Source organism: Mycobacterium sp. 852002-10029_SCH5224772 (assembly GCF_001667315.1).
In the GTDB taxonomy this organism is placed as follows: Bacteria; Actinomycetota; Actinomycetes; order Mycobacteriales; family Mycobacteriaceae; genus Mycobacterium.
The window spans coordinates 1-16,407 of the sequence record NZ_LZHT01000091.1 but is presented as its reverse complement, the minus strand read 5'-3'; the positions used below and the strand labels follow the sequence as shown (position 1 = coordinate 16,407).

Sequence of the window (16,407 nt, the reverse complement as noted above, 5' to 3'; positions counted from 1 at the left end):
TTCAGTCGGCCACCGCGATCTCGATGGACAAACACTCACCCAGGGCGTGCGCCGCCGCCCAGTCGCCGCCACACACGGCGCGCTCGAGTTCGTCGACCAACGGGCTGTCGGCACCCAGGTCGGCCAGCCAGGCCGACACCGTCGCCGTGATCTGATGGGCGGGCACACGGGCGACGTGCCCCCGGTGGAGCCGGTCGGTCACCTGGTAGATCGTGGCCGTCGGCCTCCGCTGCGGCCAATGAACCATCCATTTCGGTGAATTCATCGTCCCCTCCCCGCTAGCCTCAACGACTCATCCGACCCCGGCGGCACGTTCAGCGCTCGCCCGCAATAGTACGTCTGTACCAATGCGGGAGTTGTCATTTTGGGGGTCAAAAAACGAACTTTTTCACGGATTTTGGTCATCGCGGTTGCCTACCTGGTTCTGCTGCGGAAGGGCAGGCCGATCAATGCCGCGCCAACGAGGCACGGCCGCCCGGGTCATGATGCGTTCCAAGACGTTGTGAGACAGGTCGCCGTCGTTGGCGACCCTGGCGAGGCCGCGCCGCCTCAGGAACGTGTCGAGCCGCCGATCAGGTGCCCAATCGGCGTAGATCGAGCCGAGGTAATGCGATTCCAGGAAATCCGACGCCAACGCATCGAGGTCGGAATCCGTCAACGACGGTGGGCTAACACCCATGCCGGCACGCTCCTTTGTCCTCCCCACAACTGCCGCAGCCAAGTTACGTGGGCGGGCGTCACTAAACCGTCACACGGAGATTGCGGAACGGGCCCAATGTCGGCAGCCGATATCAGAAGCGACGCAAAGGGGAACGGTGGCGGCCGTGCTCACGCTTTGCGGGGCGGTGAGCCGGTGCCCTTATGCCGCCGGTTTGTGGGCGACGATGGCGACGGCGGCCAGTTGCTTGCGATGCTTGCGGAACGTGCGGCGCATCGCCAGAACCCGCTTGCGGGCGTCGCGGTGCACGAGCACATTCTTCGCGAACCGCAGCGCCCCGAAAAGGCCCTCGTCGGAGACCAGTCGGCGGGGCTGCAGTAGGGCCATCGGCGCGGTCGCGACGTTATCGACCACCAATCCGTGCTCGGCGAGCAGTTTCGACCACTCCGCAATCGTCAACGGACGCGCGTTCACCTTGATCGAACGGGCGAGCGCCTGGCGGATGTCGGTGCTGATCTCCTCCGACACCGTGTCGGGGGTGAGGGCGAGTTCGTGGATCGCGTAGCGACCGCCGGGCCGCAGCACGCGGGCCGCCTCGGCGACGATGGCCTCCTTGGCCGCGTCGCCCTGCATGGTCAGCATCGCCTCGCCGATCACGACATCGCTGCTGGCGTCCGGCAACCCGGTCTCCGCCGCGTCCGCCACCCGCACGGCGGCATTCTGCGCACCGAGGTCGGAAAGCACGCCCCGGACCACGTTGGCCGCGTCCGGGTCGCCTTCGGCGCCGACGTACGACCGTGGCCCGCGGGCCACGATCTCGGTGGCGGTGCGGCCGAGGCCCGGCGCCAGCTCAACCACGTCGGCGCCGGTCAACTCCGCGCGGGACAGCAGGGTGCGGGTCAGCTCGATCCCGCCGGGGCGCAGCACGCGCTTGCCGAGCCGCGCCAGCAGCCAATGCCCGGCGACGGCGCTGTCGTCGCGGCGCGATGCCGGCAGCGGAAGTTCGGAACCTGCTCGTTGTCCTGACATCAGATCTCCTGCCGCGCAGCGCTTTGCGGTGGCTCCAGGACCAGCTCGAGATGGCCATGGCGCACCGGGGGTGGGGTGTCGATGAGCTTACCGATCCGGATCCCCCGGATGGGGCCTTGGTCGAGGTATTCGGGCTTATGCCGCCGACGCACGTCAAGTTCGTTGGCAGTCACGGTTCTCCGACCTCGATCCTCAGTTTTTACAAGACATGTTGTGTAAACTTTAGCCCATGACTTACGTGATCGGGAAGCCATGCATCGATGTGATGGATCGCTCTTGCGTCGAGGAGTGTCCCGTGGATTGCATTTACGAGGGCGGCCGGGCGCTCTACATTCATCCAGACGAGTGTGTCGACTGCGGCGCGTGCGAGCCGGTTTGTCCGGTGGAGGCGATTTACTACGAAGATGACCTACCTGAGGAGCTCCAGCCCCACTTGGCCGACAACGGAGCATTCTTCGCTGAGACGCTGCCGGGCCGCGACGAGCCCCTGGGGTCCCCGGGCGGGGCGGCCAAGGTCGGTCCGCTCGGTGTCGACACACCTCTGGTGGCGGGTCATCCCAGTGCCGAGCATTCGGATGGGGCGTGAAGGACGAGCAGCGTGAGGGACCCTGTGAGAACCCAGAAGACCCAGAAGACCCCGAAGACCCCGAAATTCCAGGAGCTCGCGGATTCGGTCACGGGCGAATCGGCCGGGCGCCGCCGCGCGGTGATGCGGTTGCTGCGGGCCTCGCCGGATCCGATGAGCATCGCCGGGATCGCCGAGGAGCTGGGCGTGCATCCCAACACCGTCCGCTTCCATCTCGACAGCCTCGTCACCGACGGGCAGGTGGAACACGTCGAGCTGGACCGCAAGGGACCGGGGCGCCCACCGCTGATGTTCCGCGCGGTCCGGCAGATGGATCGCGGCGGGACGCGGCATTACCGGCTGCTGGCCGAGATCTTGACCATGGCCTTCGCCGCCGAACGTGATCCCGGGCCCAAGGCCCTGGCCGCGGGCCGTGCCTGGGGGCGGAAGGTCGACGCCGAACTGCATCCGACGCCCGACACCCCCGCCAACGCCGAAGAGGTCATCGCCCGGTTGATCGATGTGCTCGACGAACTCGGCTTCGCGCCCGAGCGCCGGGTGGTCGACGGCGAGCAGCAAGTCGGACTGCGGCACTGCCCATTTCTGGAGCTGGCCGAAAACCGGTCGAATGTCGTCTGCCCGGTGCATCTGGGCCTCATGCAGGGAGCCGTCGAAACCTGGGGGGCGCCGGTGTCGGTGGACCGGCTCGACACGTTCGTGGAGCCGGATCTGTGCCTGGCTCACCTGACGCTGCAAGGGGCGGCCAAATGAGCACCGGCACGGCGGTCGCCGTCGCGCTCACGTTCGTCTGGCTCGGCATGGTGCTGGCCATCTCCTTCCTGGAAGCCCCGCTGAAGTTCCGGGCGCCCAACGTGACGTTGCAGATCGGGCTCAGCATCGGGCGACTCGTCTTTCGCGCGCTCAACACCGTCGAGGTGGCTTTCGCGCTCGTCATCGGGGCGATCGTGATCGCCGGCCCGACCCCGGCGGGCGTCGTCGTGGCGATCGCCGCCGCCGTCGCCGCGTTGGCCGTCCAGCTGGTCGTGGTGCGGCCCGCATTGACCCGTCGTTCCGACCGGGTGCTGGCCGGATCGGACGGGCCCCGCTCCCGGGCCCACTACGGCTACGTCGCGCTGGAGGCGGTCAAGGTCGTCGGGCTCGTCGTGGCGGGGATACTGCTACTGAGCGGTTAGCTGACAACCCCAAGGTCGTCGGTGAAAGGCCTTGCAACTTCGAAGGACTCAGCATGGATTCCATTTCGTTGGCCGACCTCGCGTCCGAAAAGCTCGCCGAGGCCAAACAGTCGCACAGCGGACGGGCCGCGCACACCATCCACGGCAGCCACAGCTACGAGCTTCGGCAAACCCTGCTGGCACTGCTGGCCGATCACGAGCTCTCCGAACACGACAGCCCCGGTGAGGCCACGCTGCAGGTGCTGCGCGGCCACGTGCGGCTGACGACCGGCGGCGACGCCTGGGACGGCAAGGCCGGCGAATACCTGGCGATCCCGCCCGAACGCCATGCCCTGCACGCGATCGAGGATTCGGTGGTCCTGCTGACCGTGCTGAAGACCATCCCCTCGGCGCACTAGCCGCCAATGCTCTCGACGCCCTGGGCAACGAGTTTCGGTCTGCGGGCACCCATCGTCAACGCCCCGATGGGCGGGGTTGCCGGCGGCCGCCTGGCCGCGGCGGTCACGGCGGCCGGCGGTTTGGGCATGGTCGGCATGGGCAGCGTCGCGACCAGGGAGATGCTGGCCGAGCAGTTGCGACATGTCGACGGCCGGTTCGGCATCGGTCTGGTCGACTGGGTGATGCGCAACGAGGCCGGGCTGCTCGAGGATGCGCTCGCCGCGCGGCCCGCCCTGTTGTCGGTCAGCTTCGGAACCGACTGGTCCTGGGTTGCCAAGGCCCACGATGCCGGAATCCCCACCGTCACACAGGTTTACGACAGCGTCGGGGCGCGCAAGGCCGTCGATGCCGGCGTCGACATCCTGGTCGCTCGCGGGTCGGAGGGCGGCGGGCATGGCGAGGTCAAGCTGGGCCTGTTGCCGCTGCTGGACGCCGTCTTGGACGCCGTCACCGTGCCGGTGCTGGCCGGCGGCGGTGTCGCCTCGGCGCGCAGCCTCGCCGCGGTGCTTGCCGCCGGAGCCGCCGCGGCGTGGGTGGGCACCCGGTTGTCGGCGTGCCCGGAGGCGCTGACCGGCGACGCCGGGCGCCGGGCTCTGGTCGCCGCCGCCGAAACCGACACCGCCGTCACCCGGGTGTTCGACGTCGCCAAGGGGCTGCCCTGGCCGGCGCGGTTCCCGTCGCGGGTGCTGGCCAACGACTTCGTCGAGCACTGGACGGGTCACGAGGATGCGCTGGACCCGGGGGCCCGCGATGAGCTGGCCGCCGCGATCGCCGCCGGGGACTGCCGGATCGCGCCGGTGGACGCCGGTCAGGGCGTCGGGATGATCCGCGACGACGCGTCGGTGGACGAGGTCATCGACGAGATGTGCGCCGGCGCGGCAAAGTTGCTGTCCGGCTGGGGGTCATAGCCCGGCCCCCGGTCACGCCGGCGTGATGCGGCCTTACTTGTCGCCGGGCGTGAGCACGACGCAACACCGGTCGCGCCCCGGGCAGAGCCGGGCGTCGGGGCCGTGTGGTGCCAGCGCTTCGGCCACGCCGGCGATCAGCGCGTGGTTCATGGCGCAGGCCAGCTCCGTCTGTTCCTGCGCCAGGGCGTGGAACGGGCAACTGGCGAGCTGGACCTCGCCGTCGCCGAATCGGGGCTCGTAGCCGTACCGGCTCAGCACCGCGACCACACGCTGCAGCGCGGCCGCGGCGTCGGCGGGCGGACGCTTGCCGGCCCTGGCCCCGATCCTGTGGCCGCAGTCGCGGGCGACCCGGTTCAGCACCTCGGTGACCGGTTCGCCGGTGCCCGCCGACCGGGCGATGGCCGTCGCCATCAACCGCCCGGCCAGCTCGTACTCCCGCTGCGGAAGGCTGACCGCGATGTCGCGGCCGGCGCGCCGATACAGCTTGGCGGTACGTCCGGCACCCGGGCCGGAGCGTCCGGTCAGGCGCGCGAAGCCCGTTTCCAACAGACCCTCGTCGGTGAGCCGGTCCAGGTGGAACTTGGCCTGATGGTGGGGGATTCCGACGGCGTCGGCCGCCTGGTCGCGGCTCACGGGCGCCGGTTGGGCGCACACGAATTGATACAGCCGGCGGCGCACCGGATCGGCCAGCGCCCCGATGCCGGCGGCATCGCGCTCCAGGTGGTTCCGGTCGTCCATGCGATCGCCATTTCTAACAGACAAAAGGCTTGACGGTACAGTCTACGCGTTCTACCGTTCAAACTATTATCCGTTAGAAATGGAGGCAACCATGAGCACCAAACAAGTCGGGGCGACCCCCGGCCTGGCCGAGCAGTTGCGGGACCCGGCGTATTCGGCGTATTTCCTGCTTCGCACCATCTTCACGATCGCGCCCATCGTGTTCGGGCTGGACAAGTTCTTCAACGTGCTGACCCACCCGCATCACTGGAGCATGTATCTGGCCGGCTGGATCGACGGCGTGGTTCCCGGGACGGCCGACCAGTGCATGTACCTCGTCGGGATCATCGAGATCGTCGCCGGGATAGTGGTGGCGGTGGCCCCACGGCTGGGCGCCTGGGTCGTCGCGGCCTGGCTGGCCGGGATCATCATCGACCTGGTCACCGGGCCCGGATTCTACGACGTCGCGCTGCGCGACTTCGGATTGTTCGTCGGCGCCCTCGCGCTGGCCCGGCTGGCGCAGGGCGTGCACAACGGCAGCATCACACCGCGCGTAGGTAGCGCCGCCCGATGACCCGCTGGGCCGCTCTCACCAGCGGCCCGCCGGCCCTGCTCCACCAGGTCGCCGGCCGGGAGAACGCCGACACCTCCGCGTACACCGCGGAGGTGCTCGGGTCGTAGCGCACCACGAAACGTTCCTCCCCGGACTCCGGGTGGCCCGGCAAGGTGCCGTAGCCGAAGCCGCGGATGTCGGGTTCGTCGACGACGTAGACGACGCGGCATGGCGCCGGCAGAAAGCCCATCCGCACCACCACCACCGCGTCGACGGCGGCGATCTCGGAGCTGGCCTGCACCCGCAGCCCGGAGCCGCGCTGCATGCCCCAGCGCATGACCGCGTCGGCGGCCTGCTCGAAACGCTGCCGGCCCGTGCCGATTTGGCGCTCGGCGTGTTGATGGTCGTATCCGGTGGGCAGCTCGCCGGCTGCCGTCGCCCCCACTTCCGGATAGGTCAGCGGAAGTTCCTCGAGCGCTCGTAGGTCCACGTGTTCAGCTTGCCACGCCGAGATGCGCGGCGGCGTTCGGCGAGTACGGTCTAAAGACGTGACCGCACAAAACTCGAAAACCGTTGCCGGGGCGTCCGGAACATTCAGCTTGGGTGGAGATCTGACCATCAACCGCCTCGGCTTCGGTGCGATGCGCATCGTCGGCAAGGGGGTGTGGGGCCCGCCCGACGATCGCGACGAATGCGTGCGGGTGTTGCGGCGCGCGGTCGAGTTGGGCGTCAACTTCATCGACACCGCCGACTCCTACGGCCCGTACTTCTCCGAGGAGATCATCCACGAGGCGCTGCATCCCTACGACGGGCTGGTGATCGCGACCAAGGCGGGGTTCTTGCGGACCGGTCCCGACATCTGGATCGAGATGGGCTACCCGAGTTACCTGCGCCAAGAATGCGAGCTGAGTTTGCGCCGCCTCGGCGTCGACACCATCGACCTGTTCCAGCTGCACCGCGTTGACCCCAAGTGGCCGCTGGCCGACCAGGTGGGCGAGCTGCTGACGCTGAAGGACGAAGGCAAGATCCGCCACATCGGCCTGTCCGAGATCACCGTCGACCAACTTGCCGAGGCTCAAAAGGTCACCGAAATCGTGTCGGTGCAGAACATGTACAACCTGACGGCCCGTGACGCCGAGCCGCTGCTGGACGCGGTAACCCAACAGGGCATCGGCTTCATCCCGTGGTTCCCGCTGGCCGCGGGACCGCTGGCCGCTCCCGACGGGCCGCTGCAGCGCATCGCCGCCGACCACGACGCGACACCGTCGCAGCTGGCGTTGGCCTGGTTGCTGAAGCGTTCACCGGTGATGCTGCCGATTCCGGGGACGTCGAAGGTGGCGCACCTGGAGGAGAACGTCGCCGCCGCCGAGATCACGCTGTCCGACGACGAGTTCGAAACCTTGTCGGCCGCCGGGGCTCGGCAGACGGGCTGACCACCACGCGAAAGCGCGCGCCCGCCGGGCAATACGGTGTGGTGGTGGCCGAACATCAGCGACACCCCGGCGGGGGATTCAACCCGCCCGAACCCACCACCAAGGGTGGGCCCGACTACGGCAGGTTCATCGACGCCGTGCGCACGTTGCAGGACCACGCCCGCGCCGTCGACGCCCCCGACGAGGTGATCACCGAGGCCGCCGACCTGCTGGAGAAGGTGTCGGCGCTGCTGACACCATTCGACGCCGACGAATGGGCGTCGCCGTCGGGCCGCCGGATGGACCTGCCGATGCGCGGCAACATCCTGACGATCCCGATGTCGGCCCGCAAGGGTGACGACGGCCGCATCCACGGCGAGGCCCGCTTCGCGCGCTTCCACCTCGGCCGCAACGGCGCCGTGCACGGCGGTGCCCTGGGGATGCTGTTCGATTCCGTGCTCGGGTTGAGCGCCGCGGTGCTCACCGGCAATCCGCGGCAGCGCACCGCCTACCTCAAGATCGACTACCGCCACATCGTCCCGGTCGACAAAGCACTGCAGTTCGACGCGACTGTCGACCGGGTGGACGGGCGGAAGATCTTCGTGTCGGGCCGGCTGAGCGACGGCGACACCCTGCTGACCGAGGCCGACGCGCTGTTCGTGCGGCTCAAGCCCGGGCAGCCGTAGACACGCGCTCGCGAGATCTTGAACGCGTCAAAAACATTGGAAATCACCGGGTTTGATGGCGCCGGCGTGCTCGCGGCGGCCGCACCGGCAGCGTGCTCTCTTCGTGATCGAGTTCGCGTTCAATCGCGCGCAGGCTCTGGTCGGGCAGCATGCCCGCATCGCGCCAGCGCACGAGTTCGTCGCGCTGGGCGTCGATGGCCGCTCGGCGTATGCCGACGGCGGCCTCGTAATAGCCGGGGGAGGTGGGCGTCTCCTCGGCGTCCGACAACAGATCGAGTCGGTGCTGATATCGCTCGAGGCGTGCGGAGAGCTGTTGGCGCACATTGTCGATCACCCGGGGATCCACGTCGGCGCCGTCCTGTTGGTCCAGCGAGTCGAGCCTGTCCAGCGCGGCCTGCACGGCGGCCGCGCGAGCCCGGTTGCGCAGCCGCAGTTCGTCGGTGGCGTCCGCGCGCAGGCCCAGCGCGCGCACCAGCGGCCCGAACGTGATGCCCTGCCCGATCAGCGTCACCAGCACAACCACCAGGGTGCAGAACAGCAGTAGGTCCCGGTCGGGGAACGGCGCGTGGCTGTCGGTCACGAAGGGAACCGCGAAAATCGCGGCGAGGCTGACCACCCCGCGGGTGCCGGCCCAGCTCAACACGAAGACTTCACGGCCGCTGAGGCGCTCGGAGTCGCGGTCTCGCCGTCGGCCCGCCTTGGCGTCGTCGGTGCCATCGGAGCCGGAGACGTCGCCGAGCCGGGTTCGCAACGGTCGCGGAAGCGACTGGGTGAGCAGCAACCACAGCGGGCGCACCACGAGCACCGCCGCGACGGTCACGCTGACCGCCACGACGATCGTCGACAGCTGGTAGCCGCCCAGGTCGTCGAGAATGGCCGGTAGCTGATGTCCGATCAGCAAGAACACCAAGCCTTCGAGCAGGAAGTTGACCAGCCGCCATACCGCCCGGGTCTGCAAACGGCTCGCCCCCGATTCCAGCCGCGGCGAATCGTGTCCGACGATCAACCCACACACCACGACCGCCAACACGCCGGAGGCGGACAGCTGCTCGGCCACCAGATAGGTCACAAACGGGGTGGCCAGCGAGATCGCATTGGCCGTCAGTACATCCTGTCGCCACCGGCGAAGGAGACGCCGGCAATACGCGAACACCACGCCCACCACCAGACCGCCCACGGCTGCCAGCGCGAACTCCCGGATCGCCGACGGCACCGAGAACGCGGCACCGCGCGCCACCGTGATGGCCACCGACAGGGTGGTCAGCGCGGTCGCGTCATTGAGCAGCCCCTCGCCCTCGATCAGGGTGACGATGTTGAGCGGCAGGCCTTCCTTGCGGGCAACGGCGAGCGCGGCCACCGGATCGGTCGGCGCCACCGCGGCGCCCAGCACCATGCCCACCGCGAGGGTCGCACCACTGACGAGCAGGCCGAACGCGACACCGACCGACGCCGCGGTCAGCAGGACGAGGACCACCGACAGGCTGATGACGGTGCGCAGATTCCGGCGGATGCCGACCAGCGACGATTCTAGGGCCGCATTGAAGAGCAGCGGCGGCAGTATGCACGTCATCACGACATCGGGCTCGAGGCTGATGTTGGGCCCGGGCACCAGCGCATAACCGATGCCGACGAGAACCAGCAGCGTCGCGCTGGGCAACCCCGTGCGCTCGCTGATCCAGTTGACCAGCACGATGACCGCGATGGCGCCGAGCAGCAACGTCACAGCCGTCTGCGCCCCCATCGACCCCATCTTGCCGGAGTACAAAGAAGGTGTGGCTCCCGCAATGCCGACGACAGGTTCCGTCAAAGCGGAAGCTGCGCGACCCAGTTCGCAGCAGTCCACCGTTTGTGGTCAGCGATTCACGTCAACCCAGAAATGAGTAGCTGCCTCAAACTCGTCAGGAGATAGCAATGAGTTACCCGTCTGGTCCGTCCGGTCCAAGTCAGCAGCAGGCCCGCACCGAGCCACCCGTTCGGCGGGAGGTCGTCGCCTCCTTCGACAATTACATCGCCGCGCAAGAACTGGTCGACCGCATGTCCGACGGCGGATTCCCAGTGGAGCATGTCCGCATCGTGGGCGACGGTGTGCGCACCGTCGAACACGTCACCGGCCGCCTGACCAACGGCAGGGCAGCGCTGGCCGGCGCCGGCGCCTGGTGGGGTTTGCTGATCGGCTTGCTTTTCGCCATCTTCACCGTCGGGCCGTACTGGATATGGGCCCTGCTCATCGCCACGGCCATCGGCGCTTTCTGGGGTGCGGTGTTCGGGTTCGTCGCGCACGCGTCGACGCGCGGCCGCCGTGACTTCTCCAGCGTGCAGACGCTGGAAGCCCAGCGCTACGACATCTGTGTCACCGCCGACTACGCGGCGGAAGCGGCCCGCTACGTTCACGCTGTGTGAGCCGCGGTGCTTCGACGCCGGGCACCCGTGACCTGGCGCGCCCGCTTGACCAGGGGGCCCGGATAGCGGCCGCTACCTCCTAACGAGAGCGCGCCTGGCTCGCGTTGCTCGACGGCCCTGCTCGGGTTCGGACCGCCCCGATAGCATGGTCGTCGACCCCTCGAGCCTTGGAGACCGCCACCATGACCGTCCCCGCACACCCCGCCGCGGGAGCCGATGGCGGCGACCCGCAGCGCTCGGCCATGCCGGGCTTGCGATCGCCGCAAGCCCCGATCCGGGTGCCGGCCGGGACCACCGCGGCTGCCGCGGTGCGGGATGCGGGGCTGCCGGGCCGCGGGGCGCCCGACGGCGTGGTGGTGGTGCGCGACGCCGACGGGAAGCTGCGCGACCTGAGTTGGGCGCCCGCCGCCGACGCCGAGGTCGTCCCGGTGGCGGCCAACACCGACGAGGGCCGCAGCGTGATCCGGCATTCGGCGGCCCACGTGCTGGCCCAGGCCGTCCAAGAGCTGTTCCCACAGGCCAAGCTGGGCATCGGGCCGCCCATCACCGACGGCTTCTACTACGACTTCGACGTACCGGAACCGTTCACCCCCGAGGATCTGGCGGCGCTGGAAAAGCGGATGCGCCAGATCGTCAAAGAGGGCCAGCTGTTCGAGCGCCGCGTCTACGAGTCCAAGGACCAGGCCCGCGCCGAGCTGGCGGGTGAGCCCTACAAGCTCGAACTCGTCGACGACAAGTCCGGCGACCCCGCGGTGATGGAAGTCGGCGGCGACGAGCTCACCGCCTACGACAACCTCAATCCCCGCACGCGGGAACGGGTTTGGGGCGACCTGTGCCGGGGCCCGCACATCCCCACCACCAAGCACATCCCCGCGTTCAAGCTCACCCGCAGCTCGGCCGCCTACTGGCGCGGCGACCAGAACAACGCCAGTCTGCAACGGATCTACGGCACGGCCTGGGAGTCGCAGGAAGCCCTCGAGCACCACCTGACGCTGATCGAGGAGGCCCAGCGCCGCGATCACCGCAAGCTGGGCACCGAGCTGGACCTGTTCAGCTTTCCCGACGAAATCGGTTCCGGCTTGGCGGTTTTCCATCCCAAGGGCGGCGTCGTGCGTCGGGAGCTGGAAGAGTACTCGCGGCGCAAGCACATCGCGGCCGGCTACGAGTTCGTCAACACCCCGCACATCACCAAGGCGGACCTGTTCCACACGTCCGGCCATCTCGATTGGTACGCCGATGGCATGTACCCGCCGATGCACCTCGACGCCGAATACGACGACGACGGGACCGTGCGCAAGCCGGGTCAGGACTATTACCTGAAGCCGATGAACTGCCCGATGCACACCCTGATCTTCCGGTCGCGTGGGCGGTCCTATCGCGAACTCCCGCTGCGGCTCTTCGAATTCGGCACCGTCTACCGCTACGAGAAGTCCGGCGTGGTGCACGGGCTGACCCGGGCGCGCGGCTTCACCATGGACGACGCGCACATCTTCTGCACCCGCGAGCAGCTGCACGCCGAACTGACGTCGCTGCTGCGGTTCGTCCTCGAGCTGCTCGGCGACTACGGGCTGGAGGACTTCTATCTGGAGCTGTCCACCAAGGACCCGGAAAAGTTCGTCGGCTCCGATGCCATGTGGGAAGAATCCACCAACGCCCTGGCCCAGGTGGCGGCCGAGTCCGGCCTGCAGTTGGTGCCCGACCCGGGCGGGGCGGCGTTCTACGGGCCCAAGATCTCCGTGCAGGCGCGCGACGCGCTGGGCCGCAGTTGGCAGATGTCGACCATCCAGGTGGACTTCAACTTCCCGGAGCGATTCGAACTGGAATACACCGCTGCCGACGGAAGCCGGCAGCGGCCGGTGATGATTCACCGCGCGCTGTTCGGGTCCATCGAACGGTTCTTCGGCATCCTCACCGAGCATTACGCCGGCGCCTTCCCGGCGTGGCTGGCGCCGGTGCAGGTGGTCGGCATCCCGGTGGCCGACGACCACGTCGACTACCTCAATGATGTTGCGGTGCAACTTCGCTCGCACGGGGTGCGGGTCGAGGTCGACGGCAGCGACGACCGGATGGCCAAGAAGATCGTCAACCACACCAACCAGCGGGTGCCGTTCATGTTGCTGGCCGGCGACCGTGACGTGCAGGCCGGCGCGGTGAGCTTCCGTTTCGGTGACCGCACCCAGATCAACGGCGTTCCCCGCGACGGGGCCGTCGACGCCATCGTGAAGTGGATCGCTGATCGCGAAAACGCCGCTCCCACTGCCGAACTCGTGAAAGTGGCGGCCGGTGAGTGAGCGTGAGCGCGCCGAGGGCGCCGACGACGCCATCCTGGACCGGGGCGTCGGCGAGGAAGATCATCTGCAGCGGCTGTGGACGCCGTACCGGATGACCTACCTGGCCGAGGCGCCGATGAAGCGCGACGCCAACGCGTCGGGCAAAACCGAGCAGCCGTTCACCGACATCCCGCAGCTGGCCGACGAAGACGGCCTGGTGGTCGCGCGCGGCGAACTCGTCTACGCCGTGCTCAACCTCTACCCGTACAACCCCGGGCACTTGATGGTGGTGCCCTACCGGAGGATTTCCGAGCTCGAGGACCTGACCGATCCGGAAAGCGCGGAGCTGATGTTCTTCATCCAGAAGGCGATTCGCGTCATCAAGAACGTGTCACGACCACACGGCTTCAACGTCGGCCTCAACTTGGGAACCTCGGCCGGCGGGTCGCTGGCCGAGCACCTGCACGTGCACGTCGTGCCGCGCTGGGGCGGCGACGCCAACTTCATCACCATCATCGGCGGGTCGAAGGTGATCCCACAATTGCTGCGCGATACCCGCCGGCTGCTGGCCACCGAGTGGACAAAGCAACCATGAGCCGGCGCAGATGAGCAAGGTGCCGTTCCTGTCCCGGGCGGCGTTCGCGCGGCTGACCACTCCGACCGCAAGGGCATGCCTGCGGTTGGGCTTGACTCCCGATGTCGTCACGGTCGTGGGCACGATCGTCGCGGTGGCCGGGGCGCTGACGCTTTTCCCGATGGGCAAGCTGTTCGCCGGGGCGTGTGTGGTCTGGTTCTTCGTCCTCTTCGACATGCTCGACGGGGCGATGGCCCGGGAACGCGGCGGCGGCACCCGATTCGGCGCGGTGCTGGACGCCACCTGTGACCGCGTCAGCGACGGCGCGGTGTTCTGCGGGCTGCTGTGGTGGATCGCGTTCGGCCTGCACGACAAGCCGCTCGCGGCGGCCACGCTGATCTGCCTGGTCACCTCGCAGGTGATCTCCTACATCAAGGCCCGGGCCGAAGCCAGCGGCTTGCGCGGCGACGGCGGCATCATCGAACGGCCCGAGCGGCTGATCATCGTGTTGGTCGGCGCCGGCGTCTCGGACTTTCCGTTCGTTGCCTGGCCGCCCGCGTTGCCCGTGGCGATGTGGTTGTTGGCGGCGGCTAGCCTGGTCACCTGCGCGCAGCGGTTGCACACGGTGCGCACCTCGCCGGGTGCCACCGACCGCGGAACGGCCGGGCCATGATTCCCACTCCGCCGGGCATGAAAGCGATCACGGCACCGAGCCGATTGGCAGGCCGGTTGATGGGCGGCATCGGGGCCGACTGGGCGTACGCGACCGGCTGGATGGCCGTGCGGGCGATGCCGGAGTTCGCCGCGCGCAACGCATTTGGCGCCGCGGCGCGCTACGCGGCCCGCGGCGGCGGTCCCGACCAGTTGCGCAAGAACTTGGCGCGCGTCCTGCACGTGCCGCCCGCGGATGTTCCGGATTCCCTGATGCGGGCCTCGCTGGCCTCCTACGCCCGCTATTGGCGGGAGGCCTTCCGGCTGCCCGGCATGGACCTGGCCGCGCTGGGGCGCGAGCTCCACGACTCGGTCCTGGGGCGAGACCATATCGACGCGGCGCTGGCCAGCGGTCGCGGCGCGGTGATCGGGTTGCCGCACAGCGGCAACTGGGACATGGCCGGGGTATGGCTGGCGCAGACACACGGCACCTTCACCACCGTTGCGGAGCGCCTCAAACCCGAATCGCTGTACCGGCGTTTCATTCACTACCGCGAAAGCCTCGGCTTCGAGGTGCTGCCCCTGTCCGGGGGCGACCAAGGCCCTTTCCAGGCCCCCTTCGACGTGTTGTGCGAGCGGCTGCGGGACAACCGGGTGGTCTGCCTGATGGCCGAACGCGACCTGACCCGTACCGGCGTGCAGGTCGACTTCTTCGGCGAGCCCACCCGGCTGCCGGCCGGACCGGCGAAGCTCGCGATCGCGACCGGGGCAGCCCTGCTGCCGGCGCACTGCTGGTTCGAGGGCCAGGGCTGGGGTGTCATCATCCACCCGCCCCTGGATTGCACCAGCGGCGACGTCAGCGCCATCACCCAGGCGATGGCCGATCATTTCGAGAAGAACATCGCCGCCCGTCCCGAGGATTGGCACATGATGCAGCCGCAGTGGCTTGCCGACCTCCCTGACGCCAAGCAGGCGCGGCTAAGGGACGCCTGATGCGCATCGGGATGATCTGTCCCTACTCGTTCGACGTTCCGGGCGGGGTGCAGTCCCACGTCCTGCAGCTGGCCGAGGTGATGCGGGCCCGCGGGCACGACGTCAGCGTGCTCGCGCCGGCCTCGCCGCACGCCGTGCTGCCCGACTACGTCGTCTCGGCGGGCAAGGCCGTCCCGATTCCCTACAACGGGTCGGTGGCCCGGCTGCGGTTCGGCCCGGCCACCCACCGCAAGGTGAAAAAGTGGCTCGCCGAAGGCGATTTCGACGTGCTGCACCTGCACGAGCCCAACGCGCCGAGCCTGTCCATGCTGGCCCTCAACATCGCCGAGGGCCCGATCGTGGCGACGTTTCACACGTCGACCACCAAATCGCTGACCCTGACGGTCTTTCAGGGCATCCTGCGCCCCATGCACGAAAAGATCGTCGGCCGCATCGCGGTGTCCGACCTGGCCCGGCGCTGGCAGATGGAGGCGCTGGGAACCGACGCCGTGGAGATCCCCAACGGCGTCGACGTCGCCTCGTTCGCCGCTGCGCCGCTGCTGGACGGCTACCCGCGGGCCGGCAAGACCGTGCTGTTTTTGGGGCGCTACGGCGAGCCGCGCAAGGGCATGTCGGTGTTGCTCGACGCACTGCCGCGGCTGACCGAGCGGTTCGCCGATGTGCAGCTGCTCATCGTCGGACGCGGTGACGAGAACGAATTACGCACCCAGGCAGGCGAATTCGTGAAGCACATTCGCTTCCTCGGCCAGGTCGACGACCACGGGAAGGCGTCGGCCATGCGCAGCGCCGATGTCTACTGCGCACCCAACCTCGGCGGGGAGAGTTTCGGCATCGTCCTGGTCGAGGCCATGGCCGCCGGCACCCCCGTGGTGGCCAGCGAGCTGGACGCGTTCGGGCGGGTGCTGCAGGGCGGGGAGGTGGGCTGCCTGGTGCCCGTCGGGGACGGCCCCGCGCTCGCCGATGCGCTGATCGCGGTGCTGGAGGATGATGTGCTGCGGGAACGCTATGTGGCGGCCGGTTCGGCCGCCGTCCAGCGCTACGACTGGTCGGTGGTGGCCAGCCAGATCCTGCGGGTTTACGAGACGGTCGCCACGTCGGGCGCCAAGGTTGAGGTGGCCAGTTGATGACATGGCTGATTGTCGCCACCGCGGTGTTGGTCGCGGTGCTGGCCGTCTTCGGCGCCTGGGCGTACCGGACGGCCAACCGGCTGGACCGGCTGCACGTCCGCTACGACCTGTCGTGGCAGGCGCTCGACGGAGCGCTGGCCCGGGGGGGGGGGGGGGGGGGCCGCGGGGGCCGGGCGGCGGCCCGGGGGGGGGGCGGGGGGGGGGGGGGGGGGGGGCGGGGGGCCCCCCCCCCC

20 protein-coding genes and 2 pseudogenes are annotated in these 16,407 nt (G+C 68.8%); 15 read left to right on the top strand and 7 right to left on the bottom strand.

The window, feature by feature from the left end; genetic code table 11:
• Position 1 precedes the first annotated feature (1 nt).
• From A5775_RS16360 to A5775_RS25680, 4 genes and pseudogenes are all read right to left on the bottom strand, one after another.
• Positions 2 to 265: a hypothetical protein gene (locus A5775_RS16360; RefSeq protein ID WP_067254440.1), complete on the bottom strand. Its 264-nt coding sequence runs from the start codon at positions 263 to 265 to the stop codon at positions 2 to 4.
• 181 nt (positions 266 to 446) lie between these two features.
• Positions 447 to 658 (bottom strand): annotated as a pseudogene (locus A5775_RS16355) (hypothetical protein).
• A 201-nt stretch (positions 659 to 859) separates the two neighbouring features.
• Positions 860 to 1,687, bottom strand: coding sequence for a class I SAM-dependent methyltransferase (locus A5775_RS16350; protein ID WP_067254436.1), 828 nt, complete (start codon positions 1,685 to 1,687; stop codon positions 860 to 862).
• Entirely contained in the window at positions 1,687 to 1,860 is a 174-nt protein-coding gene (locus tag A5775_RS25680) for a hypothetical protein (RefSeq protein ID WP_197512640.1), read from the bottom strand. Before A5775_RS25680 ends, A5775_RS16350 begins: the two co-directional genes overlap by 1 nt.
• 56 nt (positions 1,861 to 1,916) lie before the next feature.
• Between A5775_RS25680 and fdxA the strand changes: the two genes are divergently transcribed.
• The 5 genes from fdxA (at position 1,917) to A5775_RS16325 (ending at position 4,791) form a co-directional block, all read left to right on the top strand.
• Positions 1,917 to 2,273 (top strand): ferredoxin, encoded by a 357-nt coding sequence (fdxA, locus tag A5775_RS16345; RefSeq protein WP_067254433.1) that lies wholly within the window; start codon positions 1,917 to 1,919, stop codon positions 2,271 to 2,273.
• Positions 2,274 to 2,396: 123 nt separating this feature from the next.
• Positions 2,397 to 3,023 (top strand): helix-turn-helix transcriptional regulator, encoded by a 627-nt coding sequence (locus A5775_RS16340; protein WP_369827881.1) that lies wholly within the window; start codon positions 2,397 to 2,399, stop codon positions 3,021 to 3,023.
• Complete coding sequence (locus A5775_RS16335) at positions 3,020 to 3,445, top strand: hypothetical protein (protein WP_067254426.1); 426 nt, start codon at positions 3,020 to 3,022, stop codon at positions 3,443 to 3,445. The genes A5775_RS16340 and A5775_RS16335 overlap by 4 nt, the downstream gene beginning before the upstream one ends.
• A gap of 53 nt (positions 3,446 to 3,498) precedes the next feature.
• A complete protein-coding gene (locus A5775_RS16330) occupies positions 3,499 to 3,843 on the top strand; it encodes a cupin domain-containing protein (protein ID WP_067254423.1) in 345 nt (114 codons plus the stop codon).
• 6 nt (positions 3,844 to 3,849) lie between these two features.
• The gene (locus A5775_RS16325; protein WP_067254420.1) at positions 3,850 to 4,791 is read left to right on the top strand and encodes a nitronate monooxygenase family protein; all 942 of its coding nucleotides are present in this window, start codon (positions 3,850 to 3,852) and stop codon (positions 4,789 to 4,791) included.
• 33 nt (positions 4,792 to 4,824) lie between these two features.
• On the opposite strand, the gene A5775_RS16320 is transcribed toward A5775_RS16325, so the two are convergent.
• Complete coding sequence (locus tag A5775_RS16320) at positions 4,825 to 5,529, bottom strand: metalloregulator ArsR/SmtB family transcription factor (RefSeq protein ID WP_067254417.1); 705 nt, start codon at positions 5,527 to 5,529, stop codon at positions 4,825 to 4,827.
• A 91-nt stretch (positions 5,530 to 5,620) separates the two neighbouring features.
• Here A5775_RS16320 and A5775_RS16315 point away from each other — a divergent pair, with 91 nt between their 5' ends.
• Positions 5,621 to 6,082, top strand: a complete 462-nt coding sequence (locus A5775_RS16315; protein ID WP_067254665.1) for a DoxX family membrane protein — start codon at positions 5,621 to 5,623, stop codon at positions 6,080 to 6,082.
• Here A5775_RS16315 and A5775_RS16310 read toward each other — a convergent pair.
• Complete coding sequence (locus tag A5775_RS16310) at positions 6,051 to 6,551, bottom strand: DUF1990 family protein (RefSeq protein WP_067254414.1); 501 nt, start codon at positions 6,549 to 6,551, stop codon at positions 6,051 to 6,053. The two genes, A5775_RS16315 and A5775_RS16310, sit on opposite strands and share 32 nt — an antisense overlap.
• A 22-nt stretch (positions 6,552 to 6,573) precedes the next feature.
• On the opposite strand from A5775_RS16310, the gene A5775_RS16305 reads away from it, so the two are divergent.
• Positions 6,574 to 7,494, top strand: coding sequence for an aldo/keto reductase (locus tag A5775_RS16305; RefSeq protein ID WP_067254410.1), 921 nt, complete (start codon positions 6,574 to 6,576; stop codon positions 7,492 to 7,494).
• Positions 7,495 to 7,532: 38 nt separating this feature from the next.
• A complete protein-coding gene (locus A5775_RS16300; protein WP_067254406.1) occupies positions 7,533 to 8,159 on the top strand; it encodes a PaaI family thioesterase in 627 nt (208 codons plus the stop codon).
• Between the two features lie 43 nt (positions 8,160 to 8,202).
• Here A5775_RS16300 and A5775_RS16295 read toward each other — a convergent pair whose 3' ends face one another.
• A complete protein-coding gene (locus A5775_RS16295; protein WP_067254661.1) occupies positions 8,203 to 9,909 on the bottom strand; it encodes a Na+/H+ antiporter in 1,707 nt (568 codons plus the stop codon).
• A 161-nt stretch (positions 9,910 to 10,070) separates the two neighbouring features.
• On the opposite strand from A5775_RS16295, the gene A5775_RS16290 reads away from it, so the two are divergent.
• The 7 genes and pseudogenes from A5775_RS16290 to A5775_RS25890 all read left to right on the top strand — a co-directional run.
• A complete protein-coding gene (locus A5775_RS16290) occupies positions 10,071 to 10,559 on the top strand; it encodes a general stress protein (RefSeq protein ID WP_067254402.1) in 489 nt (162 codons plus the stop codon).
• 182 nt (positions 10,560 to 10,741) lie between these two features.
• Entirely contained in the window at positions 10,742 to 12,850 is a 2,109-nt protein-coding gene (gene thrS, locus A5775_RS16285) for a threonine--tRNA ligase (RefSeq protein WP_067254658.1), read from the top strand.
• Positions 12,843 to 13,424 (top strand): HIT domain-containing protein, encoded by a 582-nt coding sequence (locus A5775_RS16280; RefSeq protein ID WP_067254397.1) that lies wholly within the window; start codon positions 12,843 to 12,845, stop codon positions 13,422 to 13,424. The genes thrS and A5775_RS16280 overlap by 8 nt, the downstream gene beginning before the upstream one ends.
• Positions 13,425 to 13,434: 10 nt before the next feature.
• Entirely contained in the window at positions 13,435 to 14,076 is a 642-nt protein-coding gene (gene pgsA / locus A5775_RS16275; RefSeq protein ID WP_067254394.1) for a phosphatidylinositol phosphate synthase, read from the top strand.
• Positions 14,077 to 14,093: 17 nt separating this feature from the next.
• Positions 14,094 to 15,047 (top strand): phosphatidylinositol mannoside acyltransferase, encoded by a 954-nt coding sequence (locus A5775_RS16270; protein WP_156660727.1) that lies wholly within the window; start codon positions 14,094 to 14,096, stop codon positions 15,045 to 15,047.
• Positions 15,047 to 16,171: a glycosyltransferase family 4 protein gene (locus A5775_RS16265; RefSeq protein WP_067254386.1), complete on the top strand. Its 1,125-nt coding sequence runs from the start codon at positions 15,047 to 15,049 to the stop codon at positions 16,169 to 16,171. Before A5775_RS16270 ends, A5775_RS16265 begins: the two co-directional genes overlap by 1 nt.
• Positions 16,171 to 16,407 (top strand): annotated as a pseudogene (locus tag A5775_RS25890) (exopolyphosphatase); the annotation flags it as partial. The gene A5775_RS16265 and the pseudogene A5775_RS25890, both read left to right, overlap by 1 nt.